This window comes from Nocardioides luteus (genome assembly GCF_000960475.2).
In the GTDB taxonomy this organism is placed as follows: Bacteria; Actinomycetota; Actinomycetes; order Propionibacteriales; family Nocardioidaceae; genus Nocardioides; species Nocardioides luteus_A.
Genome location: NZ_JZDQ02000014.1, coordinates 70,175 through 95,744, shown reverse-complemented (window position 1 = coordinate 95,744; position 25,570 = coordinate 70,175). Strand labels below are relative to the sequence as shown.

23 protein-coding genes are annotated in these 25,570 nt (G+C 70.3%); 14 read left to right on the top strand and 9 right to left on the bottom strand.

Annotation, left to right across the window (positions count from 1 at the left end):
* Window positions 1–107 precede the first annotated feature (107 nt).
* The 6 genes from dapE to UG56_RS11780 all read left to right on the top strand — a co-directional run bounded on the left by dapE (window position 108) and on the right by UG56_RS11780 (window position 5,888).
* On the top strand, window positions 108–1,193 hold the full coding sequence (gene dapE, locus UG56_RS11805) for a succinyl-diaminopimelate desuccinylase (RefSeq protein ID WP_084100965.1): 1,086 nt from the start codon (window positions 108–110) through the stop codon (window positions 1,191–1,193).
* Window positions 1,190–1,909: a TIGR00730 family Rossman fold protein gene (locus UG56_RS11800; RefSeq protein ID WP_045548016.1), complete on the top strand. Its 720-nt coding sequence runs from the start codon at window positions 1,190–1,192 to the stop codon at window positions 1,907–1,909. The genes dapE and UG56_RS11800 overlap by 4 nt, the downstream gene beginning before the upstream one ends.
* A gap of 3 nt (window positions 1,910–1,912) precedes the next feature.
* A complete protein-coding gene (locus UG56_RS11795) occupies window positions 1,913–2,251 on the top strand; it encodes a DivIVA domain-containing protein (RefSeq protein WP_052693368.1) in 339 nt (112 codons plus the stop codon).
* A 15-nt stretch (window positions 2,252–2,266) separates the two neighbouring features.
* Entirely contained in the window at window positions 2,267–4,036 is a 1,770-nt protein-coding gene (locus UG56_RS11790; RefSeq protein ID WP_071327039.1) for a hypothetical protein, read from the top strand.
* Between the two features lie 145 nt (window positions 4,037–4,181).
* Window positions 4,182–4,355, top strand: coding sequence for a DUF3117 domain-containing protein (locus tag UG56_RS11785; RefSeq protein WP_008358749.1), 174 nt, complete (start codon window positions 4,182–4,184; stop codon window positions 4,353–4,355).
* Window positions 4,356–5,888 carry a leucyl aminopeptidase family protein gene (locus UG56_RS11780; protein ID WP_045551875.1) on the top strand — a complete coding sequence of 511 codons (1,533 nt, stop codon included), beginning with the start codon at window positions 4,356–4,358 and terminating at the stop codon, window positions 5,886–5,888. It abuts the gene before it with no gap.
* Between the two features lie 153 nt (window positions 5,889–6,041).
* Here the strand turns inward: UG56_RS11780 and UG56_RS11775 are convergent, their stop codons facing one another.
* Window positions 6,042–6,677 (bottom strand): O-methyltransferase, encoded by a 636-nt coding sequence (locus UG56_RS11775; RefSeq protein WP_045551874.1) that lies wholly within the window; start codon window positions 6,675–6,677, stop codon window positions 6,042–6,044.
* Window positions 6,678–6,852: 175 nt separating this feature from the next.
* On the opposite strand from UG56_RS11775, the gene sigE reads away from it, so the two are divergent.
* The 3 genes from sigE to UG56_RS11760 all read left to right on the top strand — a co-directional run bounded on the left by sigE (window position 6,853) and on the right by UG56_RS11760 (window position 9,408).
* Window positions 6,853–7,452: an RNA polymerase sigma factor SigE gene (gene sigE, locus UG56_RS11770; protein ID WP_045551873.1), complete on the top strand. Its 600-nt coding sequence runs from the start codon at window positions 6,853–6,855 to the stop codon at window positions 7,450–7,452.
* On the top strand, window positions 7,449–7,907 hold the full coding sequence (locus tag UG56_RS11765) for a hypothetical protein (protein WP_052694229.1): 459 nt from the start codon (window positions 7,449–7,451) through the stop codon (window positions 7,905–7,907). The genes sigE and UG56_RS11765 overlap by 4 nt, the downstream gene beginning before the upstream one ends.
* 175 nt (window positions 7,908–8,082) lie before the next feature.
* Entirely contained in the window at window positions 8,083–9,408 is a 1,326-nt protein-coding gene (locus UG56_RS11760; protein ID WP_143055005.1) for a S1C family serine protease, read from the top strand.
* Window positions 9,409–9,535: 127 nt separating this feature from the next.
* Here the strand turns inward: UG56_RS11760 and UG56_RS11755 are convergent, their stop codons facing one another.
* The 3 genes from UG56_RS11755 to UG56_RS11745 all read right to left on the bottom strand — a co-directional run bounded on the left by UG56_RS11755 (window position 9,536) and on the right by UG56_RS11745 (window position 11,619).
* Window positions 9,536–9,796, bottom strand: a complete 261-nt coding sequence (locus UG56_RS11755) for a helix-turn-helix domain-containing protein (protein ID WP_045548309.1) — start codon at window positions 9,794–9,796, stop codon at window positions 9,536–9,538.
* A gap of 123 nt (window positions 9,797–9,919) precedes the next feature.
* Window positions 9,920–11,248 carry a hypothetical protein gene (locus UG56_RS11750; RefSeq protein ID WP_045548308.1) on the bottom strand — a complete coding sequence of 443 codons (1,329 nt, stop codon included), beginning with the start codon at window positions 11,246–11,248 and terminating at the stop codon, window positions 9,920–9,922.
* Window positions 11,245–11,619 carry a hypothetical protein gene (locus UG56_RS11745; RefSeq protein ID WP_052693441.1) on the bottom strand — a complete coding sequence of 125 codons (375 nt, stop codon included), beginning with the start codon at window positions 11,617–11,619 and terminating at the stop codon, window positions 11,245–11,247. The genes UG56_RS11750 and UG56_RS11745 overlap by 4 nt, the downstream gene beginning before the upstream one ends.
* Window positions 11,620–11,697: 78 nt before the next feature.
* Here UG56_RS11745 and UG56_RS11740 point away from each other — a divergent pair, with 78 nt between their 5' ends.
* Together UG56_RS11740 and UG56_RS11735 are read left to right on the top strand one after the other, a co-directional pair.
* Window positions 11,698–13,164, top strand: coding sequence for a wax ester/triacylglycerol synthase family O-acyltransferase (locus UG56_RS11740; protein WP_045548307.1), 1,467 nt, complete (start codon window positions 11,698–11,700; stop codon window positions 13,162–13,164).
* Between the two features lie 4 nt (window positions 13,165–13,168).
* On the top strand, window positions 13,169–13,510 hold the full coding sequence (locus UG56_RS11735) for a DUF6912 family protein (RefSeq protein ID WP_045548306.1): 342 nt from the start codon (window positions 13,169–13,171) through the stop codon (window positions 13,508–13,510).
* Window positions 13,511–13,534: 24 nt separating this feature from the next.
* On the opposite strand, the gene UG56_RS11730 is transcribed toward UG56_RS11735, so the two are convergent.
* From UG56_RS11730 to UG56_RS11720, 3 genes are all read right to left on the bottom strand, one after another.
* A complete protein-coding gene (locus UG56_RS11730) occupies window positions 13,535–15,121 on the bottom strand; it encodes a lysyl oxidase family protein (RefSeq protein WP_045548305.1) in 1,587 nt (528 codons plus the stop codon).
* A 127-nt stretch (window positions 15,122–15,248) separates the two neighbouring features.
* On the bottom strand, window positions 15,249–15,725 hold the full coding sequence (locus UG56_RS11725) for a DUF2505 domain-containing protein (protein WP_045548304.1): 477 nt from the start codon (window positions 15,723–15,725) through the stop codon (window positions 15,249–15,251).
* 50 nt (window positions 15,726–15,775) lie between these two features.
* Window positions 15,776–16,249, bottom strand: a complete 474-nt coding sequence (locus UG56_RS11720) for a DUF2505 domain-containing protein (protein ID WP_045548303.1) — start codon at window positions 16,247–16,249, stop codon at window positions 15,776–15,778.
* A gap of 184 nt (window positions 16,250–16,433) precedes the next feature.
* Here UG56_RS11720 and UG56_RS11715 point away from each other — a divergent pair, with 184 nt between their 5' ends.
* Window positions 16,434–20,384, top strand: a complete 3,951-nt coding sequence (locus UG56_RS11715) for an NAD-glutamate dehydrogenase (protein WP_256206571.1) — start codon at window positions 16,434–16,436, stop codon at window positions 20,382–20,384.
* Here UG56_RS11715 and UG56_RS11710 read toward each other — a convergent pair.
* Both UG56_RS11710 and UG56_RS11705 read right to left on the bottom strand, forming a co-directional pair.
* On the bottom strand, window positions 20,344–22,407 hold the full coding sequence (locus UG56_RS11710; RefSeq protein WP_052693437.1) for an MSCRAMM family protein: 2,064 nt from the start codon (window positions 22,405–22,407) through the stop codon (window positions 20,344–20,346). The two genes, UG56_RS11715 and UG56_RS11710, sit on opposite strands and share 41 nt — an antisense overlap.
* 55 nt (window positions 22,408–22,462) lie before the next feature.
* Complete coding sequence (locus UG56_RS11705; RefSeq protein ID WP_045548302.1) at window positions 22,463–23,764, bottom strand: MFS transporter; 1,302 nt, start codon at window positions 23,762–23,764, stop codon at window positions 22,463–22,465.
* Window positions 23,765–23,846: 82 nt separating this feature from the next.
* Between UG56_RS11705 and UG56_RS11700 the strand changes: the two genes are divergently transcribed.
* Both UG56_RS11700 and UG56_RS11695 read left to right on the top strand, forming a co-directional pair.
* Complete coding sequence (locus tag UG56_RS11700; protein ID WP_045548301.1) at window positions 23,847–24,425, top strand: ArsR/SmtB family transcription factor; 579 nt, start codon at window positions 23,847–23,849, stop codon at window positions 24,423–24,425.
* A gap of 130 nt (window positions 24,426–24,555) precedes the next feature.
* A complete protein-coding gene (locus UG56_RS11695; protein WP_045548300.1) occupies window positions 24,556–25,464 on the top strand; it encodes an HpcH/HpaI aldolase/citrate lyase family protein in 909 nt (302 codons plus the stop codon).
* The last annotated feature ends 106 nt before the right edge of the window (window positions 25,465–25,570 follow it).

Sequence of the window (25,570 nt, the reverse complement as noted above, 5' to 3'; positions counted from 1 at the left end):
TTAAGTCGAGTCATTAACTCTAGAATCTACCGCGTGAGTCGCACGCGAGGACGGATGTCCGGGATCCAGGCGCCGAGTCCTCATGGCGGGCTGGTTGACTAGCGCCTGTGACGACCAGTCCTGACACTCCCGAGATCGACCTGACGACCGACGTGGTGACGCTGACCCGCCAGCTGATGGACATCAACTCGGTGAGCCTCAACGAGCTGGAGCTGGCCGACGCCGTCGAGCACGCGCTGGCCGCCTACGACCACCTCGTCGTCGAGCGGCGGGGCAACTCGATCGTGGCGCGCACCGACCTCGGCCTCCCCGAGCGCGTGGTCATCGCCGGCCACCTCGACACCGTGCCGGTCAACGGCAACTTCCCGAGCCGCCTCGATGAGGCGGCCGGCATCCTGCACGGCCTCGGTGCCTGCGACATGAAGTCCGGCGACGCGGTCATCCTCAAGCTCGCCGCCACCCTGGACGCGCCCAACCGCGACGTGACGTACGTCTTCTACGACGCCGAGGAGATCGAGGCCGTCCACAACGGTCTCGGCAAGCTCGCGGCGAGCGAGCCCGACCTCCTCGCCGGGGACTTCGCGATCCTGATGGAGCCCTCCAACGCCGGCGTCGAGGCCGGCTGCCAGGGCACGCTGCGGGTCGAGGTGCGCACCACCGGCGAGCGCTCCCACAGCGCCCGCTCCTGGCGCGGCGTCAACGCGATCCACAAGGCCGGCGAGGTGCTGCGCCGCCTGGAGGCGTACGTCCCGCGCAAGCCGGTCATCGACGGGCTGGAGTACCACGAGGGTCTCAACGCGGTCTTCGTCTCCGGGGGAGTCGCCGGCAACGTGATCCCCGACGAATGCGTGGTCACGGTCAACTACCGCTTTGCGCCGGACCGGAGCGAGGAGGAGGCGCTGGCCTTCGTGACCGAGTTCTTCGACGGCTACGACGTCACCCTGACCGACTCGGCACCGGGCGCGCTGCCCGGCCTGGACCGCCCGGCGGCCAAGGCGTTCATCGAGGCGGTCGGTGGCGAGGTGGGGCCGAAGTTCGGCTGGACGGATGTGGCGCGGTTCACCGTTCTCGGCATACCGGCGGTCAACTATGGTCCAGGTGACCCGATGTTCGCCCACAAGGCCGACGAGCACGTGCGGATCTCCGAGATCACCACGTGCGAGCAGGCCCTTCGTGATTGGTTGACCGCATGACCCGACGCAGCGGCTCCGGCCCACGCCCCACCAAGGGACGCCCCGCCGGCAGCACCACCGACCAGCGACTGCTCGACAGCTCCGGCCACGGTGACTGGGTCCACACCGACCCGTGGCGGGTCATGAAGATCCAGGCCGAGTTCGTCGAGGGGTTCAACGACCTCTCCGAGATCGGCCCGGCGATCAGCGTCTTCGGGTCCGCGCGCACGCCTCAGGACCACCCGACCTACGCCCAGGCCGAGGCGATCGGCCGGGGTCTGGCCGAGGCGGGCTTCGTGGTGATCACCGGTGGTGGCCCCGGCACGATGGAGGCGGCCAACAAGGGCGCCCTCGAGGCCGGCGGCGAGTCGATCGGCCTCGGCATCGAGCTGCCCTTCGAGGCCCGGCTCAACGACTACGTCAGCTTCGGGCTCAACTTCCGCTACTTCTTCGTGCGGAAGATGATGTTCGTCAAGTACTCCCAGGGCTACGTCGTCATGCCGGGCGGCCTCGGCACCATGGACGAGCTCTTCGAGGCGATGACGCTCTCCCAGACCAAGAAGATCACCCAGTTCCCGATCGTCCTGATGGGCGTGAAGCACTGGGAGGGCCTGCTGGACTGGATGCGGGAGACGATGCTGGCCGACGGCCGGATCAAGCAGAGCGACCTGGACATGATCACTCTCACCGACGACGTGGACGAGGCGGTCGAGCTGATGCTGAAGGCGCGTGACTGAAGGATGGGTTGGATCTTCGCGGCACTGATCGTGCTCGCTCTCGGCGGAGTCGCCCTCGTCGCCGCCGGGTCGGGCGCGCCGATGGGGGAGGAGTACGGCGACCAGCCCGACGCCCTGGTGCCCCGCGATCGCGTCCTGGAGGCGGCAGACCTGCGTCGCGTACGGTTCTCGGTGGCCCTCCGCGGCTACCGGATGGACGAGGTGGACGCTCTGATCGCACGCCTTGCCGAGGAGGCAGAATGGCGTGAGTCGACCGCCGCCGGGGATGCCGGTGCCGAGGTCGGAGTCGGGGGACTCACATCACAAACGCCCGAGCCCGATTCGGGCTCGCCCGACGTCTAGGACAGAATCGCTGCCGTGAGCTTCGCTGCCGTACTCGTCTACGCCGTGACCGCCCTGGTCGCGGTGATCGTCGCGCTCACCTATCTCAAGCCGCATCTCCTGCAGCCGCAGGAGGCCGGGCTGCCGCCCCGGGTCCACCTCTACGCCGGTGTCGCCGGCCTGCTGGTCTGGATCCTCTTCCTCGCCTCGCCGTCCTCGTTCTTCCTCGGCGGTGACGTTCCGGGCGTGATCGGGCTCTTCGGGATCTGGCTCGCCGCGATCGCCGGTCTCTACCTGCTCGCGCGGCGGCTCAAGGAGCATCGCGCCGGGGCCGGCCACGACGACTACGGCTACGACGAGGGCTACGACGAGGAGTACGCCGAGGACGGTTACGGCTACGACGAGCCGGGTTATGCCGAGGCCGGCTACGACGACTACGCCGAGGTCGATGACCGGGCGGGCTACGCCGACCCGCGCCGGGCGGCCCAGGCTCAGTCGGTCGCCCAGCCGGTCGCCCAGCCCCTCGCTCAGCCCGTTGCTCAGCCGGGGCGCCCGGCCGAGCGTCGGCCCGAGCCTCGTCGGGCCGCAGCGGGCGTCGAGGAGACCGCCGTGATGGCGCCGATCGAGCGTGAGCCCTCGCCGCCGCCGGCGCCTGCTCCCGCCCCTGCGCGGGACGGGCAGGTCGGTCGCCGGGTGGCAGGGCGACAGACACCGCCGCCGCCCGCACCGCAGCAGTCTTCCGCGCCGCAGCGCTCCGCCCAGCGGCCCGCCCCTCAGCCGCCGGCGCCTCAGCAGCCCGTACGCCACCAGCCCGTGCCCCCGCCGCCCGCCCCGGAGGCTCCCGCCCGTCCGCGGCAGGAGCAGTCGCGTCCGGAGCAGCCCCACCCGGAGCGCCCGGAGCGCCCGGAGCGCTCGGAGCGCCCGGCGCCCGCGCGACCCGCCCAGGAGCGGCGAGCGCCGGAGCAGCCTGCCCCTCCGCGTCCGGCACCCCAGCGTCCGACCCCTCAGCGGTCGGCGCCCGAGCAGCCTCAGCCGGGCCAGCCTCAGCCTGGGCAGGCTCAGCCGGGCCAGGCCACGCCGGGCCGGGCCCCGGGCGGCCAGGATCCGTGGGGTCGCCGCCAGGAGCCGCCGCAGCGACGGTCCCGTGGCTTCGACGGTCGCTATGACGACCGCCGCAACGAGGGCCACGACGAGTTCGCCGACCGCCGATACCGGCGCGACAGCAGCTACGACTACCCGGCTCAGCAGCAGCCGAGCCCGCCCCGCGCACCCCGCCCCGCACCCGGCCCGGCACCCCGTCCCGGGCCGCGACCGGCACCCCAGCCCGCGCCCGCGCCGCCGCCGGCGCCCGCGCCGAGCCCGCAGTCGGGCCGGCGGGCGGAGCAGCAGCCCGAGACGTACGATCCCTACTCCTTCGACTCCTACGGACCGCGCGACCGGGACCGGATCGAGCCCCCTGCACGGGCCCCGCGAGCGCCCCAGGCGCAGCCGCGTCGCCGGCGGCAGGAGCCGGGTTACGACGAGCAGTCCTACCCGGGCTACGAGCACGGCTACGACCAGGGTTACGACCAGGCGTACGCCCAGGGCCACGACTACGACCAGGCCTACGACCGCGGCTATGACGACAGCTACGACAACGGCTACGACGAGCGTTACGACGAGGCCTACGACCGGTCCGTCGGAGGCGCCCGTGGTGAGCGAGAGGGCGGCTTCTTCGAGGCCTCCGGTGCCGCGATCGTGGTGCACATCACGCTGGTGATCCTGGCGATCTGGCTGACCTGGGCCTACGGAACCTCGGTCATCTGACAGTCCAAAGGCAGGTCAACCCGCCGAAACTCCCACCTTGCCGTCAGGTCTGCTGACCTGATGAGGGATAATGGACTCGCAATGCGCGCTCCGAGGCCATCCGGCAGGTGAGCGCCGACACGCGAGACACGGAAGAAGGTGCCGCATGGCGGCGATGAAGCCGCGGACGGGAGACGGTCCGCTGGAGGTCACCAAGGAAGGTCGGGGCATCGTGATGCGCGTCCCGCTCGAGGGTGGTGGCCGGTTGGTCGTCGAACTGAACGCCGAAGAGGCCGCTGCGCTCGGCGAAGAGATCAAGGGTCTTGGGCTGAACGCGTAGATGACCACCACGCTGCCGTCACCGGCTCTGCCGTCCCAGGTCACGCCACCCACCTTCACGCTCAGCCCGCTCGGTCCGGAGAGCCTCGATGCCGAGATCATCGCGCTGCCTGTCGTCCCTGGCGACGATGCGCTGGTCGTCGGTCCTGGGGCCGCCGACCTGGGCGACCGCCATGACCTTCTGGGTCACCTCGAGTTCGAAGGTGCCACCGGCAGTGCCGGTGAGGTGACGACGTACGTCGTCACCGGCTCCGGCCCTCTGCGTCAGATCCTCCTGATCGGTGTCGGCGCGCAGCGGCGCGACGACTTCCGGCGGGCGGGCGCCGCGCTGGCCCGGGCCGTACGGGACCGGACCGATGTGGTCACGACGATCCCGGCAGTCGACCCCGAGGTCGGGCTGGAGCCGTTCGTGGCCGGCGCGACCCTCGGGTCCTTCCTCTTCCACTGGCGCTCCGAGGGTGCGCCGTGGACGCCGGTGGAGACGATCACTCTGGCCGACCTCGGCGATGACCAGGCGGCAGCGTTGGACCGGGCTCAGGCGATCGCGCGCGCCGGCTGGCGCGCGCGGTTCTTCTCCTCGGTCCCGAGCAACCTCAAGAACCCTGCCTGGCTCGCCGAGCAGGCCACCTCGCTGGGGGCGGAGACCGGTCTGAAGGTCACCGTCTGGGACGAGGAACAGCTCGCCGCGGAGGGTTTCGGGGGCATCGTCGCCGTCGGTCAGGGGTCGGCGACCCCGCCGCGGCTGATCCGGCTCGACTACACGCCCCGCAGGTCCGGCCGGCTGGGCTCGTTGAAGACGGCCCCGACGGTGGTGCTGGTCGGCAAGGGCATCACCTTCGACACCGGCGGGCTCAACATCAAGCCCGGTGACGGCATGGTCAACATGAAGCGCGACATGACCGGGGGCGCAGTGGTGCTCGCGGTGATGTCGGCGCTGGCCGAGGTCGGCTGCCCGGTCAAGGTGGTCGGCCTCATCGCCTCCGCGGAGAACGCCATCTCCGGCTCGGCGCTACGCCCCGGCGACGTGGTCACCCACTACGGCGGCCGCACCTCCGAGGTCACCAACACCGACGCCGAGGGCCGCCTCGTCCTGGCCGACGCGATGGCGTACGCCGTGGAGAAGATCAAACCGGCCGCCCTGGTCGACATCGCCACCCTGACCGGTGCGATGCGCGTGGCGCTGGGGCAGACGATGGCCGGCTACTTCGCCGACGACGAGGCGCTGGCGACGTTGCTGGCTGAGGCCTCCGACGTCTCCGGTGAGACGCTGTGGCGGATGCCGCTGGTCGCCGACTACGAGGACAAGCTGTCCTCGAAGGTCGCCGACGCCGACAACGCCCCCGGTGGACCGGGCGCCATCACGGCTGCGCTCTTCCTGCACCACTTCACCGGTGACGTACCGTGGGCCCACCTCGATGTGGCCTGCGGCGACGCCTACGCCGACGTCCACGAGCTCACCCCCGGCCCCACCGGCTTCGGTGCCCGGGTCCTGCTCACCTGGCTCGCCGGTGCCGACCCCCTGGCCGGCCTCTGACGAGAAGTCACCCCCGTCGGCCGAGAGGTCACCCCCGCTGGTCGAGAAGTCACTCGCGTCGGCCGAGTTGGCACCTATGTGACCATTCGGCCGACGGGGGTGACGCTTCGGCCGATGGGGTGACGCTTCGCGCGGTCGCTCCGGTCGTCCCGGCTAGGACTTGCGGGCGAGCAGGAGGCCGTCGCCGACCGGGAGGAGCAGCGGGATGAGGTCGTCGTTGTCGGCGACCTGCTGGTTGAGCTCGCGGATGGTGGCGGTCTCCTCGTCGCGTACGGACGGGTCGGCCACGCGGTCGTGCCACAGGGCGTTGTCGAAGGCGACGACGCCGCCGGAGCGGAGCAGGCGCAGGGCCTCCTTGAGATAGGCCGCGTACTCGGTCTTGTCGCCGTCGACGAAGACGATGTCGTAGTGGTTGTCGGTGAGCCGGGGGAGCACGTCGAGGGCGGCGCCGGCGATGCACCGCGCCTGCCGCTGGCCGAAGCCGGCCTCGGTGAAGCTCTGGCGGGCCAGCCGCTGGTGCTCGGTCTCGATGTCGACGGTGGTCAGGACCCCGTCGGGGCGCATGCCACGCAGCAGCCACAGCCCGGAGACACCGGTGCCGGTGCCGACCTCGACGACGTTCTTGGCGTCGAGGACCGAGGCGAGGAAGCGCAGCGTGGCTCCGCCGCCAGGCCCGATCGGCGCGACACCGACCTCCTCGGCCCGGGAACGGGCGGCAGCGAGGAGGTCGTCCTCCGCGACGAACTCGTCGGCGTAGGTCCAACTTGCGGTCGAGACAGGGCTGGTCACACCGCAAAACCTAACCTGTTTCGCTCAACGGTGCGGGAACGCCTGATCCAACTTGTGCGTTAGACGGTGACAGGAAGAGGAAAAATAGGAGCCTCACAGGCAACTCTCAGCCCTTCCCGGTCCAGGCGATCTACCGTAGGAGATGTCAGCGATCAGCGAGACAGGCAGGAGCACCATGACCGCGAACCCCGCGAGCGAGACCCCGACTGCAGAGCCGGGTGTGCCGTCGTGGGACGAGATCGTGGAGAAGCACTCCGACCGGGTCTACCGGCTTGCTTACCGTTTGACCGGCAACCGCCCCGATGCGGAGGACCTCACCCAAGAGGTCTTCGTGCGCGTGTTCCGCTCTCTCGACACCTACAGCCCCGGCACCTTCGAGGGCTGGCTGCACCGGATCACCACCAACCTCTTCCTCGACCAGGCCCGCCGCAAGCAGCGGATCCGCTTCGATGCCCTCTCCGACGAGCGCGCCTCGCGCCTGACGAGCAGTGGGCCGACGCCGGACCTGGCCTACACCGACCAGCGCTTCGACGACGACATCGAGCGCGCGCTGGCCACGCTGCCGCCCGACTTCCGGGCCGCGGTCGTGCTCTGTGACGTGGAGGGGCTCTCCTACGAGGAGATCTCCGAGATCCTCGGTGCCAAGCTCGGCACCGTCCGTTCGCGGATCCACCGCGGCCGGGCGATGCTCCGTGACGCTCTCGCCCACCGTGCCCCGCGCGGCGGACGACTGCGGCACTCCGGGCCCAAGGTGTTGTGGGGCGGGGCTTCATGAGTCTTCTGGGTAACCATCTCGGCGCGCGGACCAGCGCGCTTCTCGACGGCCAGCTCCCCGCAGCGGAGGAGGAGCGGGCCTGGGCCCACGTCCACGAGTGCTGCGCCTGCCGCCGTCTGGTCGAGCGTGAGGGCTGGCTCAAGCGACGTCTGGCCGGGCTCAGCGTCGATCCCGGCGTATCGGCCCCGGCCGACCTCAAAGGGTCGCTCCTCGGCGGCGCCATGGCCGCCTCGGTGTGGCCCACCGACGATCTCGGCGAGAGCTACTCCGACCCCCGGTCGATGCGGCGTACGTTGGTGATGGTCGCCGCCGGTGGCGGTGCTGTCGGTGCCGCCGTGTTCAGCATGTTCACCTTCGCCGCGGCGCCCGCCGACGCGCCGGTCCCCAGGAACCTCCCGGTCACCTCGGTGACCCAGGTCCCGGGTGCCCCGATCGTCGCCCACGTACGCCGCTGACCGAGCGCCCACCGACGCGACACGAGACCCGGGCTGCCCATTGTTGGGGCCAGTGGGAAGAATGGGTGTCGTGACGCAGGAACCACAAGACGACCAGTCGCGGCGGATCTCACGTTGGGCACCACCCTCGAGTGCGCCCGACGTGCCCCCGGCCGGACAGTCGTCCCCTGACGACATGGACGACATCGAGCGCGACACGGCCGAGGTGCCGTTGCCGGGCATGCCGGGAGCCGCCGTCGCGCCGGCTCCGGCCGCCGGCACCGCGCCACTGCCGCCCGTGGTTCCGCCCGCGGAGCCGCCCGTGGTGCCGCCTCCGCCCGGCGCATCGCTGCCCGGTTTCGACGGGCCGCCATCACCGCCACCGCCGTCGTACGCCCGCGACGACTCCTCGACGCGCCGGCGCGTCCCCGGACCGATCTGGGCGCTCGCGGCGGCGGTCGCGTTCCTGCTCGGGGTGCTCGGCGGCTATGCGGGTGGCGTGCTCGAGGATCAGGACGACATGTCCAGCCTGGCCGGCGGCGGGCTCGACCCGGGCTCGATCGAGACCGACGCGCCGTTGGCGGGCGACGACGCCAGCATCGTGAAGGTGGCCGCGACGCTGCTGCCCTCGACCGTCCAGATCTTCGCCGAATACCAGGGCGTGGACGACGCCGCGACCGGCTCCGGCTTCGTCTTCGACCGGAACGGCCACGTGGTCACCAACAACCACGTGGTCGCCGACGCGGCCAAGGCCAAGGGCAGCATCGAGGTGGTCGACCACAAGGGTCGCCGCTACAAGGCCGACGTGGTCGGGCGCAGCGCGGTCTACGACCTCGCGGTCCTCGACGTCCCCGAGGTCAAGGAGCTCGAGCCGGCCTCGCTCGGCAGCACGTCACGGCTGCGGATCGGCGAAGGGGTCGTCGCCATCGGGTCGCCGCTGGGACTCAGCTCCACGGTGACCTCGGGCATCGTCAGCGCGCTGCAGCGCCCGGTGAGCACCGGCCAGTCCAAGGACGACACCTCCTACATCAACGCCGTCCAGACCGACGCGGCGATCAACCCCGGCAACTCCGGTGGCCCGCTGGTCAACCTCGTCGGCCAGGTCATCGGGGTCAACTCGGCCATCGCGACCGCCGGCGGCGGAGAGGGTGGAGAGGGCGGCAGCATCGGTGTCGGCTTCGCGATCCCGATCGACCAGGTCAAGGTCACCGCCGCGCAGATCCTGAAGACCGGCAAGGCGACGTACCCGATCGTGGGCGCCTCCGTGGACGTCCAGGCGGTCGACCACAACGGAGCGCTGATCTCGGTGGTCGAGGCGGGTTCGCCGGCGGCCGCCGGCGGCCTCAAGGACGGCGACCGGGTCACCAAGGTCGGAGACGTCATCGTCACCGACGGGATCGGCATGATCGTCGCCATCCGGGCCCACCAGCCGGGGGAGACGATCGAGTTCACCGTGATGCGCAACGGTGCCCGTCACCAGCTCAAGATCAAGCTGGAGGCGCAGACCGAGAACCTCGCCTGACCGACGCGGCCACGCGGCGACGCCGGAGGACGAAAAAAGACGCGAAGAGCTGCTGGGCGCTGTGCCCGGCAGCTCTTCGCGTTGTTGTGGGGAAGGTTTAGTTGTGGGGGTTTGAGGTTGCTGTGACTCAAGAAGCGTCCGGCGTGGCGGCGGGCGCAGCGCCCTCGGCCTCGACGAACGGGTGGTCGGCCACAAAGGCCTTGGTCTGCGAGTACATGTCATCGATGAACTTCTCGAGGACACTGGACTCGACGCGCCACTGGCCGCGTCCGCCGATCTTGATGGCGGGGAGCTCACCACGGCGGACAAGGGCATAGACCTGTGCGCTCGAGGTGTTGAGCACCTCGGCCACGTCGGCAAGAGTCAGGAAGCGGGGGGTACCAGACATAAGGATCAGTCTCCCAGACTCTGCAAGCGGCCGTAAACAATGGCGCCAACCTGTTAGTCCGCATTAGGTAGGGATGCGCCACTTTGTGGATGCGTGGTGGGTGAACCGTGAAGCAGAGACGCGCTATGCAGCGAACAGCAGGTACAACCCACCGACCGTGAAGCCGACCATCGTGAGCAGCAGGGGAACCTGACCGGTCACCAGATGCTTCTTCGGAAGCACCTGGAGCGCCCGGATGTGGGCCGACCACACCCCGAGCACGTGCCCGATGATCACCGCGGCCACCTTGATGACGGCCAGCAGCGTGGCATGGAAGGCGAAGAAGTAGGAGACCGGCATGTCCGCGGTCCCGAACCAGTCGCTTCCGTTTCCGAACGGATCCGACGCGTTGCGCAGCGTTGCCAGCCCGCTCTCCCAGAAGTAGCTGAGGTAGTGGGCCACGACGTAGCCGACGATGATCGGCACGATCGAGGGCGCCAGCTCGGCGGGCAGGGCCCGGCGCGGCACGTCGCCGACCCCGGTCAGCATCGTGCCGACACAGTAGAACCCGGCCATGAGCAGGGGGAACGAGATGAGGGCGAGGTTGCTGATCAGGTAGGCGGTGCTGCCGGAGATCTCCGGGCTCTGCACGAGCTGGAGCCACGGCGGCGACTCCCGGTAGGAGTCGTAGACGATGGTGCCGAAGAGGACCGAGACCACCGCGACCATGCCCGGGGCCGGCCGCAGGGTGTCGAGGTTGCCGAGCGGGGTCCGCAGGACCAGGTTGCCGGCCTGGGTGCGTCCCCACACCGACAGCTTCGCGACCATCGACGAGTAGACCTCGAACGGGTCGCAGCGCTCCAGGAACTCCTCGCCGAAGAGCACGCCGCCGAGGATCATCACGGCCAGGTAGACGGCCAGCCAGAGGCGTACGGGGCCGAGGTAGTTGTTGTCCGGGTAGACCAGCTCGAGCCAGGCGAAGGCGAGCAGCGTGAACGCCGCGGGCCAGTAGCCGAGGCGCGCGGACAGGTGGAGCGGCGGATCGCCGGGGCCGCGCAGCCAGGTCAGCCCGGCCACGACCGTGCGGGCCGGGCTGATCGCCTTCCAGACCGGTCCGAACAGCAGCGAGAACGGGACGATGCCGACCCACAGCCAGACGTACGTCATCCCGAAGATGGGGTTGAGGGCGTTGTCGGCGCCGGCGAAGGCGACCAGCACGAAGTAGGCGAAGATCAGCAGGCCGACGACGCGCCACAGCGCGGTCCAGGCGGGGGAGTCGACGACACGCCCGAGACGCGGCAGCGGCCAGCCGCGCGGATTCCGTGGGCCGACGACCTCACCCTCGGCGGCCCGCCGGGTGGTCAGCACCAGCAGCCCGAAGGACACGAGGAGGGCGAGGACAGCGCCCGCGATGACGTACTCGAGCGGCAGTGGGAGGTCCTGGCGACCGCCCACGCCGTGGGTGAGGATCACTTGACTTCGAGGGTGACGATGGTCTTGCCGAGGGTGTGTGACTCCACCTCGTACTGACCAGGGATCTCGAACGCACCCAGGCTGATCCGCGTCGTGCCCACGCCGTAGGCGGCGGACTGCTCCGGGTCGGAGTGCACGTGGATCTCGCCGGCGGCGTCGGCGGTCACGTCGAGCTCGACGCGGTGGCCGACCGGGACGTCGATCTGGCTTCCGTGGGGATCGACCGAGTCACCGGAGAAGTTGATCTCGACGACCACCGGGTCGCTGTCTTTGCTGGGTTCGGTGGCGACGTCGTTTCCGCAGGCGGTCGCGATGGACGCGATCCCGCAGATTGCTGCCACGACCGCGATGATCCGGGCCGTGAGGCGCATTACTCCCCCGTTTCGTGGGCTAAGTTCGAGCTGGCGTCTGCCACAATCGCACATGAACCAAAGAGGGGGCTGAGAGGCATGAGCGAGCGGCAGCGAGACCGGCTTCGGCCACGTGAGGTGGCGTACCTCGACGGGGAGACGCTGGCGGTGCCGCACCAGGTGGCGAGCATCGAGCTGATCCAGCCCAGGTCGGAGGGGTTCGACTACGGTGCGTTCCTCGAGCACGTCGAGGACCGGCTGGCCTTCGTGCCCCGCTACCGCCAACGGGTGCGTGTCGTGCCGGGCCGGATCGCCTACCCGGTCTGGGCGGACGACGACCGCTTCGACCTCACCTACCACGTACGCCGCTCCGCGCTGCCCCGCCCGGGCTCGATGGACCAGCTCCTCGACCTGGCCGGTCGGATCGTCTCGCGGCCCCTGGACCGCTCCCGCCCGTTGTGGGAGCTCTATGTCATCGAGGGGCTGGCCGGCGACCGGGTCGCGCTGGTCACCAAGACCCACCAGGCGCTGGTGGACGGCGCCGAGACCGTCGACCTGGTCCAGCTGCTGCTCGACGACAAGCCCGAGGTCGGGCCGGTCGTGCCCGACCTGTGGGAGCCGCCGGAGCCGCAGTCGAGCGCGCGGCTGGTCGCGGGGGCGGTCTTCGACGCGGTCACCTCGGTCAGCGGCCTGACCGGCACCGCGCGCAGCCTGGGCGGCTTCGCGCTCGGACGGGTCACCGGCGTCGCCAAGGACTTCCAGAATGCGGGTGCGGGCATCGCCCGGGCCCTCACCGGCCGGGCTCCGGAGCGGCCGACACCGCTCAAGGGGGTGCTCTCCCAGCAGCGGCTCGTGGTCACGCTGCAGGCCGACCTGGCCGACTTCCGCCGCATCCGGGACACCCACGGTGGCACCGTCAACGACGTTATCCTCGCGGCCGTCACCGGCGGTCTGCGTGCCTGGCTGATGACCCGGCAGCAGTCCCTGGCCGGCGTACGCCAGGTGCCGGCGCTGGTGCCGGTCTCGGTGATCGACGAGGAGCTCGACCCGACCCAGCTCGGGTCGGCGGTCGCGCCCCACTTCGTGGTGCTCCCGGTCGCGGAGCCGTCGCCGGTGGTGCGCCTCCACCAGGTCTCCTACTCCTTCGAGCAGCACAAGGCCAACGCCCGCACGGTCAGTGCACAGCGACTGGCCGGGATCAGCGGCTTCGCCCCGGCCACGTTCCACATGGTCGGCTCCCGCGTGGCCGCCGAGAGCGAGCACGACTACCTGCTCTCGGTGTGCAACGTGCCCGGCCCGCAGGAGCCCCGCTATGCGGCCGGGTCCCGGCTGGTGGCCTCCTATCCCATCCACCCGCTGGCCGATGGGCACACCCTCGCGATCGGGGTGACCTCCTACGACGGGCAGGTCTTCTTCGCGATCACCGCCGACCGTGATCTCGTGCCCGACGCGTCGTTGGTCGGACAGTGCATCAGCGAGGCCCTCGACGAGCTGCTCGACACCGCCTCCGGACGTCGCTTCCGGGCGCCCCGAGGTCTGCGCGTCGTCAAGAACACGGGAGAATAGAGGCGTGACCCGCATCTACGTACCCGCCACGCTCGAGCTCCTCGCTGACTGGTACGCCCAGGGCGAGCTGCCCGGCACCGCGGACGGCTACGCGGCCCCCGACGACAGCGAAGAGGCCGAGTACGCCGCCCTGATGAGCGCCGCCGACGACTCGGCGGCGCTCCTGGCCGGTCCCGGGCGCCGGGTCGTGGTCGTCGTCGACGCGCCGGCGGCTCTCGGCGATCAGGTGGTGCCGTTCAAGCTCGTCGCCGCGGTCCACGCCGACCTGGCAGATCGCCCGGCCGACGCGGACCCCGACGAGGACCTGGGCTGGTTCGCGACCCAGGAGATCCCCGACCTGATCTAGCCCGATCTAGCCTGGTCTAGATCGTCACTCCTCCTCGCCCCACCACGTCTCGGTGTCGACACCCTGGTAGGGCGGGACCTTGACGGTGCGGGCACCGGCCTTGCCGCCGATGGTGATGGTGCGGTAGCTGACGTTGTTCGACCGGGTCTTCTCGTACAGGTTGCCGTCGGGGTTGACGGTCACCTTGATCCGGTAGGTGCCGTTCTTGACCTTGCTCAGGTCGAAGGCCTGGGTCTGGTTCTGGCTGTAGGTGTCGCCCCAGCCCGTCGGCATGCTCTCGCGGAGCCAGAGCGCGGACTTCTCGCCACAGGCCGACTCCAGACCGGTCTGGCTGGGCCGCAGGGTCGCGCCGGGCACGGTCAGGTCCACCGGGTCGGTGGGCGCGAGGCACCAGGACTGCTTGCCGCTGGTCGAGACGACCTTGTCCTTGGCGTCGACCAGCTCGTACTTGGCGAAGTCGAGGAAGTGCCAGTGGTTGTGCTCGGGAGCCTCGTGGAACTCCATGGTGCCGGTCTTCTTGATCCCGACCTGCTCGCCGTCGCGGTAGAACATCTGGTAGGCGTCCATCACCGGTGAGGTGCCGCGGCGAAAGCCCTCCACGACCATCGGTGCGGGGCCGGCGTTCCACTCGTTGGCGGCGAAGTTGAGGCGGTCGGTGCCGCCCTCGTCGACCTCGGTCGAGATCTGCCACGCAGGCAGCGAGACCAGGTCGGGCAGGGTGTCCTTCCTCGGCTTGCCGGGCTTGATGATGCCGAGCCCGCCACCCAGCGGGAGCCGGCCGCGGCCGTTCTCGCCGCCTTCGAGGGTCTCGCGAGGCACCACGGTGCGAGCGGCCTGGTCGTCATCGGCGCCATGGGCCGCCATGATGCCCATCTCACCCTCACCCTCGCCCTCGCAGCCACCATCGGGGCAGCCGTCGACGATGATCAGCTTCTGCTTGGCGGTGCGGCTGGCGTCCGGCAGACCGAGGAAGTCGGCGACCGGCTTGCTGATGCTCATCGTCATGGTGAGCTCGGTCTCGCCCTTGGTCGCGAACTCGAGGTCGGAGACGGCCGGGACCGCCATGCCCCGCTCGATCCCGTACAGGACGCCCTTGGTGAACCAGTTGCCACCGCAGAACTCCGGGTAGACCGGACCGGTGGCGCCGTCGGTCTGCACCCGCTGCCGGTCGTAGCCACCGGGACACAGCGGCCGCTTGCCGTCGAGGATCACCTTGCCGGCCTTGTTCTTCAGCGTGACCCGGAGGCCGTCCTTGAAGCCCTTCATTCCGTCGACGATCGACGCCGGTGCGGTCGTGGTGCTGCGTTTCTTGCCCCGGATGACGGTCTTGGTCAGCTTCACCGGCTCGTCATAGGCCGCGTGGCTGGCCCGGAACTCGAAGGCCGCGTCGTACGCCGCCAGCCAGACCGACGGCTGGACGTACGCGTTCCCGTCCCAGGCCTCGACCTGGACGGTGTCGGCTGCGGCGACGAGCTTCAGTGTTCCCTTGCCGGTGGTGCCGCTCGCGGGACCGGAGTTCGTCGCCACCGTCGTGGTGACGACGAGCGCGGCCGCCACCAGCCCGATGCCGGCCGAGACCAGCTGCCGCGTGCGAGTACGAGGTTTTACCATCGAGATGCCCCCTCATGAGTGGCCCGAATCCCTCCTGATCCGAGACCTGGATCCCGGCAACTTATTGCCGAGCACCTAAGGGGACGACTGACTTTTCAGTTCGGTTGCACCGAATCGGTGAGATTTTTCAGCGCGACAGGTACGCCGCACCGACCGCCTGCTCGAGGTCGAAGGCCTTGAGCATCAGCTGCTCGACGTACTCCTCGAGCTTGGCCCCGACCAGCGGCACCGGCACCTTGATGTTGAGCCGCACGCTCTCGATGGTGCGCCCGTCGGACTCGGACAGCGAGATGTTGCCGCGCAGGGTGGCCAGGCCGCCGGGAACGGTGATGTCGACGACCGCGACGGTGTCGGAGGACCAGACCTCGTTCTGGTGGACCGTGAGGTCGCCGCTCACGATGCGCTTCGCGAAGGAGGGTACGCCGACGGTCGACTGCACCCGGTCGATCCGGACCTCGCGCGGCGCACCGCCGATGGTCACCCGGCGACGGAGCGCGCCCTGGGCGTCGGCGACCCGCTCGCGGAAACCCGGATCGGCGAGCATCGCGGACACCTCACCCATGCGGGCGTCGTAGACGAGCTCGTGCTGAAGGGTCGTCGTCATTGCCGAATCCTTTGGGGCTCTTCTGCTGGTGGGACGGGGAAGGAGGAGGCTCAGCCGGCGAGCCAGCGGGTGCCCACCTCGTGCTCCTTCTCGAGTCCCTTCTTGAAGATCGAGAGGATGAGATCCTCCAGCTTTCCGCTGACCAGGGGCACATTCACGGTAGCCGTCAGGGTGACCGTCTCGATCGTCTTCGTGCCGTTCTCGGCCAGCCGGGCGGTGCCGGCGAGCGAGCCCGGCTTGCCCGGCAGGGTGAGCTTGAGGTCGCCGGAGGTGAAGTCGGCCGACCAGATCTCGTCCTGGTGCACCTCGATCGTGTCGCCGACGAACTTCTTCGCGAACCCGGGCACGCCGCTGACGGCCTGGGCGTAGCGGATGCTCACCGTCGACCCGGTGATCGCGACGCTCTTGGACAGCGCGTGCTGGGCGTCGCAGACCTGCTCGCGGAACGCCGCGTCGGCGAGCATCCCGGAGACGGCTGCGATCGGAGCGTCGTAGGCGAGGTCGACCGACAGCTTTTTGCTCATGACCACACATCATGACGCCTAGGTCGGCCAGAGTCACCAGTGATGGCGCCGAGAGAACCGACACATTCTTTGAGTATGCTCTTTACCGTGGGGTCGCGGGCCGGCCATCAGCCTATGACTCACATCGGCGATTCCTTTGGACGCGGCCGCCTATCCGGAGCCCTCCCGGGATACCGTGAGAGGTGTGTCAACGGAGACGCATATCAAACCTGTCCAAGCTCCGCAGAACGTCCTGCAGAACCGCCTGCCGAGTGCCACCTACTTCCGCCACGTAGCCCCCGAGGAGCTCACCGGCCGCAGCGAGGCCGACCTCGCCGGCGCGGTGGGATCGCATCTCGCGCTCGCCGCGAGCCGCCCGCAAGGCACCGCCGCCGTGCGCATCCTCACCCCGACCACCGCCGCAGACGGTTGGTCCGCCGGAGGCCGCAGCGTCGTCGAGATCGTCGTCGACGACATGCCCTACCTCGTGGACTCGGTCAAGACCGAGCTCTACCGCCGCGGCCTCGACGTCCATCTGGTCGTCCACCCCGTCATCGAGGTCGCCCGTGACGTGACCGGTGCGCTCGAGGGGGTGAACGAAGGAGACATCCGCGAGTCCTGGATGCACATCGAGATCGACCGGATCGCCCCCGACGCGGCCAAGGAGATCGTCGCGGGTCTCGAGGGCGTCCTCGAGGACGTACGCGAGGTCGTCGAGGACGAGCCGCGGCTGCACCGCCGGCTGGCCGAGATCGCGGCCGGCCTGCGCTACACCCCGCCCAACAGCGTGCCGCGCGAGGAGGCCGCCGAGGCCGCCGAGCTGCTGGCCTGGCTCGCCGAGGACCACTTCCTGCTGACCGGCTACCGCGAGTACCGCCTCGACGGCGACTACCTGCGCGGCCGCTCCGGCACCGGCCTCGGCATCCTGCGCGCCGACCCGCCGCAGGCCCCCGACCACGGCAAGATGCCGCCGAAGGTCGCCGCCCACGCTCGCGACAAGGTCATGCTCGTCCTGGCCAAGGCCAACTCCCGCTCGACCGTCGGGGAGCCTGCCTACCTCGACCACGTCGGCATCAAGATCTTCAACGGCGCCGGAGAGGTGGTCGGCGAGCACCGTTTCCTCGGTCTCTTCACCACGAAGGCGGCCCGGGAGTCGGTGACCCGGATCCCGGTCGTCCGCGGCAAGGTCGCCGCGGTCCTCGACCACACCGGCTACGACCGCCGCAGCCACACCGGCAAGGCCATGCTCGACGCGCTGGAGACCTACCCGCGCGAGGAGCTCTTCCACGCCTCCACCGAGGAGCTGATGGACCTCGCCGAGGCCGCGCTCGGAGCGATCGAGCGCCGCATCCTGCGCGTGGCCGTCCGGCCGGACACGTACGGTCGCTACGTCTCGGTGCTCGTCTCGCTGCCGCGTGACCGCTACAACACGACGGTCCGCGAGCGGTTCTCGAAGGTGCTCCTCGAGGCCCTCGGCGGCACCGACCTGGAGTTCACCGTACGCATCAGCGAGTCGACCACCGCCCGGGTGCACTTCGTGGTGCACGGCACCACCGAGTCGCTGGGGAAGGCCCTGGACACTCCGGGTCTCGTCGACAGCCTCGAGTCGCGGCTGCGCAAGGCCGCCCGGAGCTGGCGCGACGACCTGGTGAGCGCGGTCATCGCTCACGCCGGTGAGGACGGCGCGGCCCGGCTCTCGCACGTGCTCGACGCGTTCCCGGAGGCCTACAAGGAGGACTTCGACGCCGACACCGGCGCCGCCGATCTGACCCGCCTGGAGCTGCTCTCGCACCAGGGTGAGGCGGTCGACTTCTCCTTCTACAAGGACCCGGAGAGCCCCGGCGGCTTCCGGATCAAGATCTTCCGCACCGGCGGCCCGCTCTCGCTGTCCCTGATGCTCCCGATCCTGTCCTCGTTCGGCTTCGAGGTCACCGACGAGCGGCCCTACGACCTCGAGGGCGTCGGCACGTCCGGGTCGGAGGAGTGGTTCATCTACGACTTCGGCCTCGCCTACTCCGGCACCCCGGTCGGCACGCCCACCCAGCTGGTCGCCGCGCTCCACCAGGCCTGGTCCGGGCGCAGCGAGATCGACGGGCTGAACGCCCTCGTCCTGGCGGGACTCGACCACGGTCAGGTCACGATGCTGCGTGCCTACGCCCGCTACCTGCGCCAGACCGGCACCCCGAGCTCGTTCTTCTCGATCGGCAACGCGCTGTGCACGAACCCGGGCATCGCCCGGCAGATCGTGGAGCTGTTCGAGACCCGGTTCGACCCCTCGCTCACGACGCGTGACGAGACGAAGCGGGCCGAGGCGATCATCGAGGCCCTCGACGACGTGGCCAGCCTGGACCAGGACCGGATCCTGCGCAGCTACGTCACCGCGATCCTGGCGACGACGCGGACGAACTACTACCGCGGGCGGAACTACCTCTCGTTCAAGTTCGACCCGCAGCAGCTGCCCGACCTGCCGCTGCCGCGGCCGGCGTACGAGATCTTCGTCTACTCGCCCGACGTCGAGGGCGTGCACCTGCGCTTCGACGCGGTGGCCCGCGGCGGTCTGCGCTGGAGCGACCGGCGCGACGACTTCCGCACCGAGGTGCTCGGCCTGGCGAAGGCGCAGCAGGTCAAGAACACCGTGATCGTGCCGGGTGGCGCGAAGGGTGGCTTCGTCCCCAAGGGCGTGGCCGGCCCGGACGCCTACGTCACGTTCCTGCGTGGTCTCCTCGACGTCACCGACAACCGGGTGGACGGCCGGGTGGTCCCGCCGGCCGACGTGGTGCGCCACGACGGCGACGACTCCTACCTGGTCGTCGCCGCCGACAAGGGCACCGCGACCTTCTCCGACCTGGCCAACTCGGTCGCGGCGGAGTACGACTTCTGGCTCGGCGACGCGTTCGCCTCCGGCGGTTCGGCGGGCTACGACCACAAGGCGATGGGCATCACCTCGCGTGGCGCCTGGGTCTCGGTGCAGCACCACTTCAAGCGGCTGGGCATCGACCCGCAGGTCGACGAGATCACCGCGGTCGGCGTCGGCGACATGTCCGGTGACGTCTTCGGCAACGGCATGCTGCGCTCGGACCGCATCCGGCTGGTCGCCGCCTTCGACCACCGGCACATCTTCATCGACCCCACGCCCGACGCGGCCACGGGCTTCCAGGAGCGGAAGCGGCTCTTCGAGATGCCCCGGTCGACCTGGGAGTCCTACGACACCTCACTGATCTCGGCGGGTGGCGGCGTGTGGTCGCGGCAGCTGAAGTGGGTGCCGATCAGCCCCGAGGTGCGCGCGGCGCTCGGTCTGGCGACCGACGTCAAGCGGATGACCCCACAGGAGCTGATCAGCGCGATCCTGCGGGCGCCGGTCGACCTGCTGTGGAACGGCGGGATCGGGACGTACGTCAAGGCGTCCAGCGAGACCGACGCCGACGCCGGTGACCACGCCAACGACGGCGTCCGGGTGGACGCCGCCGAGCTGCGGGTGCGGGTCGTCGGTGAGGGCGGCAACCTGGGCATCACCCAGGCCGGCCGCGTGGAGTTCGCCCGCAAGGGTGGGCTGATCAACACCGACGCGATCGACAACTCCGCCGGTGTCGACACCTCCGACCACGAGGTCAACCTCAAGATCCTGCTGGATCGAGAGGTACGCGCCGGCTCGCTGACGCTGGCTGCGCGTGACGAGCTCCTCGAGGAGATGACCGACGAGGTCGCCGCGCTGGTCCTCGCCGACAACGAGGCCCACAACGTGACCCTGACCCGGGCGGTGGCCTCGGCGCCGCAGCTCCTGGAGGCTCACGAGCGTCAGATCGCGGAGTGGGTCACCGCCGGCGTGCTCGACCGTGAGGTGGAGGGCCTGCCGTCCCCGACCGAGGTCGCCCGCCGACTGGAGGCGGGGGAGGGGCTCACCGCTCCCGAGCTCGCCGTCGTGCTCGCCTGGACCAAGATCGAGCGCCGTCGCGAGCTGGTCGCGGAGGGTCTGCCCGACCCGGCCACGGATCCGGAGATGACGCAGCGTCTGGTGGCCTACTTCCCGACCGCGATCCGCGAGCGGTTCCCCGAGGCCATCGTGGATCACCCGCTGCGGCGGGAGATCTGGGCGACCTCGGTGGTCAACGAAGAGGTCAACCTCGCCTTCGGGCGGCTCGACGCGCCGTCACGGTGAGCACGGTGCCAGCGAGCATGAGCGAGACGCCGAGCGCGGCGAAGACCCACGACGGGCCGCCGGTCTCGGGCAGCGAGCTCTGAGATGAGGTCTCCGTCGGCGGTCCCGGGTCCGGGGCCGCCGGCGGATTCTCGTCTCCGCCCGGGGCCGGTGCGACGGTGGGATCCGGGGTCGGATCCGGCGTCGGGGTGGGGTCCGGCGTCGGGGTCGGGTCCGGTGTCGGCGTGGGGGTCGGCGTGGGAGTCGGGGTCGGGGAGGCGACCTTCTCGACCTTGAAGTCCTGTCCGCCCCGGATCTCGCCGGCCGAGGTGATCGTGACCGTACGCGAGCTCTCACCCACCACGCGCATCCCGTCGGGCGCGGTGACGGTGATGGTGTAGTCGCCCGGCGGGAGGTCCTCGACGAAGTAGCCGCCCGCGTCGTCGGTGGTGGCGGTGACCGGGCCGTCGGGCCCGTCGACGGTGATGGTGACGCCGGCGACCGGGTCCCCGGTGGCGGCGTCGGTGACCCGCCCGCCGATCGCTCCGGGGCGGGTGAGGTCGAAGTCGACCCCGGTCACGTCGCTCGTGGACACGGTGACGGGCCGCGTGGTCGGACCCGTGTAGCCCTCGGGCGCGTCGATCTCGGCGGTGTAGTCGCCCGGCGGCACGCCGTCGATCACATAGTTGCCGTCGCCGTCGGTGACGGTGGTGATCGGCTCACCGCCGTCTGCGGGGACCAGGCGCACCTGGACGCCGCCGAGACCCTGGCCGCCGCCGGTGACCGTCCCCGAGACGGCTGCCAGCTGGTTCACCACGAAGTCCTGGTCGGTGATCGCGGTGTCGTCGACGGTGATGTCGGGGCGGGTCGTCCCGTCCGGACCGGGGGTGTAGCCGTCGGGAACCGTCAGCGTCACCGAGTAGCCCGTGCCGGGGAAGTTGTCGTCGAAGAGATAGCTGCCGTCGGCAGCGGTGGTCGTGGTCGCGGTGGTCCCGTCCGGCCGGGTCAGGGTCACGGTCGCGCCGGGCACCGGGGTGCCGGCGTCGTCGCGTACGGTGCCGCTGATGGGCTGCGGGATGATCTGCCGCACCTCGAAGTCTGCGCGCGAGGCGGGGTCACCGTCGTTGCCGCGATTGCTGACGGTCGCCTCGGTCTGCCCGACCGTGGCACACCCGTCCGGCTTGGTCAGGCGGACGATGTAGCCGTCCTGGGTGGCGAACTCGCCGAAGGAGTAGGAGCCGTCGGGGGAGGGGCTCGTGGTCGCCAGCTCCTCCCCGTAGGGCGAGACGAGGGTGAGCACCGAGTCCTCGACCGGGCACGACCCGGAGGTGGACACGTCGGCGACCGTGCCGCCGATCGGCCGGGCCCGGCTCACGAACCACGTCTGGTAGACCGGGAAACCGGCACGGCGGGTGAAGACGAAGGAGAGGCTGGTGAGCCGGATGTCGGGCTCGTACCAGCCGCTGGCGCCGTTGGTGTCAGTGGCGGTCGGGTTGCCGGTCAGCGTCGAGGTGGCGGGGTTCCAGGTCGGCTGGTCGGTGCCGCCGGCGTAGTTGAAGGACCCCTGGAACCACGAGGAGATCTCCGCGGCCGAGACGGGGTCACCGTTCTCGTCGGTCGCCTGGACCTGGACCTGGTCGGAGTCGATGTCACCGAGCACGAACGCCCAGCCGGTGTCGGGCGTGGGGTTCTCGAAGGCGTACGTCGTGGTCGAGGCGCCGCTCGGGGTGTCGGCCTTCGGGCGCAGGTTGATGTAGGCCGAGCCCCGGCTCGAGCCGTACTTCGCCCCTGGCGGCGTGCCCGCGTCGAGGAAGGTGGAGGCGCCGCTGGGGAGGGCGACGTTGACGCGCGAGTCGCTGGCCATCTGCGCCTTCGGGAAGCCGGCCGACCGCTGGGTCATCGTCGTGGAGTAGTCGTTCGACGTTCCGGAGATGGGCGCCCACTCGGCCCAGGAGTCGGTCATCGCGTGAGCTGGTGCCGGCGACAGCACCGTGGCGAACACTCCGGCCAGAAGTGCCAACGCCAGGCAGGCCCGGTTGAACATGGCGGGGATCCTTTGCTTCCGAGGAGCAAACGTTGCGTTGGGGGACCTAGGAAGGCTATCCGAGCGGAACCCTGCTTTTGTGCTCCGTGGCGTCCGTGTGGCGGAGTTCGGCGTCGTTCGGCGTCTCGGACCGCCACTGCGCGGGGCGCGGGATCGAGCGGACCGATCGGGCCAGGGTGGGGATCAGGGCCGCCGCGGCGGTCATCGCCGTCACGGTCAGGACCGCGGTGGTGCCGTCGACGAGGGCGAGCGCGGCCCCGGCGAGTGCGGGCGCGAGCGGGATCGTGAGCATCGAGACGAACTGCGCGGCCGCCTGGACACGTCCGATCAGCTCCTGCGGGGTCGTCGCCATCCGGTAGGCGGCCACGCCGGCGTTGCCCGCGGGGTTCAGGAAGAGCCCCACCGACGCGGCCAGCGCCATCACCGCCGGGTGCGTCCAGAAGGCCAGCGGGATCGAGAGCGGGACGAAGCTCCAGGCGACGAGGATGGTGAGACGCCCGGTCGGCAGCCGGTCGATCAGCCAGGGCGCGGCCAGCGCTCCGAGGATCCCGCAGGCGCCGATGGCGGCTTCGGCCAGCCCGATCTGCCAGGCAGGGAAGCCGGCCTCGACCAGCCGCAGCAGCGCGAGGAAGAAGAGCGCGTTGATGGTGAGGTTGGCGGCCGGACCGAAGAAGAGCAGCGTACGCAGGAACGGCTGTCGCCAGCTGTAGCCCAGTCCCGCGAGGAGGTCGGCCAGCGGCTTCCGCCCGGCGTCTCGCACCGGGGCCGGGGACGCCGAGAGGTCGGCGCGGACCCGGGCGAGCAGCAGCCACCCGGCGGCGTACGCGAGGGCGTTCCCGGCGAACGGCGCCCATCGGGACAGGCCGAGCAGGACCCCTCCCAGCGGGCCGCCGAGCAGTCCGGCGATGTGCTGACGGGCCTGCTGCTGGGAGAGCGCCGTGGTCAGGTCCTCGGCCGGGACCACCGATCTGATCGCCGAGTTCTCGGCGGGCACGAAGAGACCGTTGAGCACTCCGGTGAGCAGCGCGACGAGCAGCAGGTGGGGGAGGGTGAGCGACCCGAGCAGCCCGGCGACCGCGAGCGAGGCGTACAGCGCCGCGCCCGATCCGTGCGCGAACCGCATGATCCGCAGCCGGTGGCGCCGGTCGGCGATCACCCCGGCGGGCAGCAGCATGCCGACCATGCCGACGAGATGGGCCGCCTCGGCCGTGGCCGCCCAGAAGGCCGATCCGGTCATCACGTACGCCACCAGCGGCATCGCGAAGATGCTCACCCGCGTCCCGAGCTCGGCGACGGTGGCACCGACCCACAGGGCGGTGAAGTCATGGTTGCGGGCGAGGGCGCGGTAGGAGGTCATGGCAGCACCGTAGAATGCGCAACATATATTGCGCAATAGTTCTTGCGCACTAGATGGTGCGCGATTCGGCTAGGGTGGTGCCATGGCCACGTACGACGACCCGCGGATCCTGCGCGCGATCGCCCACCCGACCCGCAACCGCGTGCTGCACGAACTGTCGGCAGCCGGCTCCCTCCGTGCCGCGGACATCGCCCAGCGCACCGGCATCCCGGCCAACCAGGCCAGCTTCCACCTGCGCCAGCTCGCGAAGTACGGCCTGGTCGAGGTCGCTCCCGATGCCGGCCGCGACAAGCGCGACCGCGTCTGGCGGCTCGTCGACGACGACATCACCTTCAGCCCCCGGCAGATCGTCGAGCAGCCCGGAGGAGAGGCCGCCTACACGGTGTTCCAGCGCAGCTCGGTCGCCTGGGGCCATCTCCTGGTCGACCAGGCCTTCCAGATCTCGCGGGAGGCGGACGACCCGGCCAAGAGGATCGTCTCCGAGTCGTCCCTGCGGCTCAGCAAGGACGATGCCGAGCAGCTGCAGCGCGACCTGAACGAGGTCGTCGCCCGCTATCGGGACGCCGGCAGACAGGCCGCCGAGGAGGACATGGAGCTCTACTCCGTCTACCAGATCATCCAGCCGATGCCGGCGCTCGCCGACGAGGACGACCCGGCCTAGGACCAGGCCGGATGTGGGTTTCGTCTCAACCCCCTCCGCCCGCAGGCTTCCTACTCGCGAGTCACCAGCGCGTTGGTTTACCGTCCAAATCGCGCCCAGCCCAGGACGCCAGTAGGGAGATAGACGAACGATGAGCACGAGCCAGATCGCCGAGAAGCGCGAGGTGCGCGAAGCCAACCGAGTCGAAGGTCACAACGCCAGGTCCTGGCTGCTGGTCTCCGCGATGCGTACGGAGATCTTCGACGACGCACAGCTGAGCCGCGCCGACCAGATCATCCTCGACATGGAGGACGCGATCGACACCTCGCTCAAGGGGCAGGCGCGCGAGAACGTGACCGCCTGGCTCAAGGGCGGCGGCCGCGCCTGGGTACGCATCAACGACTGGACCACCGAGGACTGGAGCGAGGACCTCGCGGCGCTCGCCGGGATCGAGACGCTCGCCGGCGTGATGCTCGCGAAGACCGAGTCGCCCGACCAGGTGACCGACACCTTCCAGCGGCTCGGCGGGTCGACCCCGGTGATCCCGCTGCTCGAGTCGGCGCTCGGCATCGAGGACGCCGCCACGATCGCCCGCGCCCGCGGTGCCTACCGGCTCGCGTTCGGCTCCGGCGACTACCGCCGCGACACCGGCGCGGAGAACGACCCGCTCGCGATGGCCTACCCGCGCACCAAGCTCGTCCTGGCCTCGCGGATCGGCAACCTGCCCGGCCCGATCGACGGCCCGACGGTCGGCAGCAGCCACCCGCTGCTCCGCGAGCAGGGTGCCGACGGCGTCGCGATGGGGATGACCGGCAAGCTCTGCCTCGACCTCGAGCAGCCCGCGGTGATCAACGAGTCGTTCAGCCCGTCCCCGTCGGACGTGACCTGGGCCTACGAGTTCCTGCACAAGTTCGAGGAGGGCGGCCGCGTCATCCGTGACGGCAGCGACAAGCCGCGCCTGGCTCGCGCCGAGACGATCAAGCGCCGTGCGGAGCTGTTCAAGATCAAGCCGGACACCGAGAGCTACGACGCCCCCGCCTCGGGCCCGAGCGTCTACTGATCTGACGCCGACTCGGCACGTCTGCCCCAGATATCCGCGCCGAGTCGGCGCTGATGTCCCGCAAGATCAGGCCCAGCCGGCGCATCTGTCCCATGCCGTTGGGGCA

Coding starts and splice junctions, on each gene's coding strand:
- UG56_RS11800 (WP_045548016.1), top strand. CDS start 1,190: ATGACCCGACGCAGCGGCTCCGGCCCACGCCCCACCAAGGGACGCCCC.
- UG56_RS11795 (WP_052693368.1), top strand. CDS start 1,913: ATGGGTTGGATCTTCGCGGCACTGATCGTGCTCGCTCTCGGCGGAGTC.
- UG56_RS11785 (WP_008358749.1), top strand. CDS start 4,182: ATGGCGGCGATGAAGCCGCGGACGGGAGACGGTCCGCTGGAGGTCACC.
- UG56_RS11780 (WP_045551875.1), top strand. CDS start 4,356: ATGACCACCACGCTGCCGTCACCGGCTCTGCCGTCCCAGGTCACGCCA.
- sigE (WP_045551873.1), top strand. CDS start 6,853: ATGACCGCGAACCCCGCGAGCGAGACCCCGACTGCAGAGCCGGGTGTG.
- UG56_RS11765 (WP_052694229.1), top strand. CDS start 7,449: ATGAGTCTTCTGGGTAACCATCTCGGCGCGCGGACCAGCGCGCTTCTC.
- UG56_RS11760 (WP_143055005.1), top strand. CDS start 8,083: ATGGACGACATCGAGCGCGACACGGCCGAGGTGCCGTTGCCGGGCATG.
- UG56_RS11755 (WP_045548309.1), bottom strand. CDS start 9,796: ATGTCTGGTACCCCCCGCTTCCTGACTCTTGCCGACGTGGCCGAGGTG.
- UG56_RS11745 (WP_052693441.1), bottom strand. CDS start 11,619: ATGCGCCTCACGGCCCGGATCATCGCGGTCGTGGCAGCAATCTGCGGG.
- UG56_RS11740 (WP_045548307.1), top strand. CDS start 11,698: ATGAGCGAGCGGCAGCGAGACCGGCTTCGGCCACGTGAGGTGGCGTAC.
- UG56_RS11730 (WP_045548305.1), bottom strand. CDS start 15,121: ATGGTAAAACCTCGTACTCGCACGCGGCAGCTGGTCTCGGCCGGCATC.
- UG56_RS11725 (WP_045548304.1), bottom strand. CDS start 15,725: ATGACGACGACCCTTCAGCACGAGCTCGTCTACGACGCCCGCATGGGT.
- UG56_RS11720 (WP_045548303.1), bottom strand. CDS start 16,249: ATGAGCAAAAAGCTGTCGGTCGACCTCGCCTACGACGCTCCGATCGCA.
- UG56_RS11710 (WP_052693437.1), bottom strand. CDS start 22,407: ATGTTCAACCGGGCCTGCCTGGCGTTGGCACTTCTGGCCGGAGTGTTC.
- UG56_RS11705 (WP_045548302.1), bottom strand. CDS start 23,764: ATGACCTCCTACCGCGCCCTCGCCCGCAACCATGACTTCACCGCCCTG.
- UG56_RS11700 (WP_045548301.1), top strand. CDS start 23,847: ATGGCCACGTACGACGACCCGCGGATCCTGCGCGCGATCGCCCACCCG.
- UG56_RS11695 (WP_045548300.1), top strand. CDS start 24,556: ATGAGCACGAGCCAGATCGCCGAGAAGCGCGAGGTGCGCGAAGCCAAC.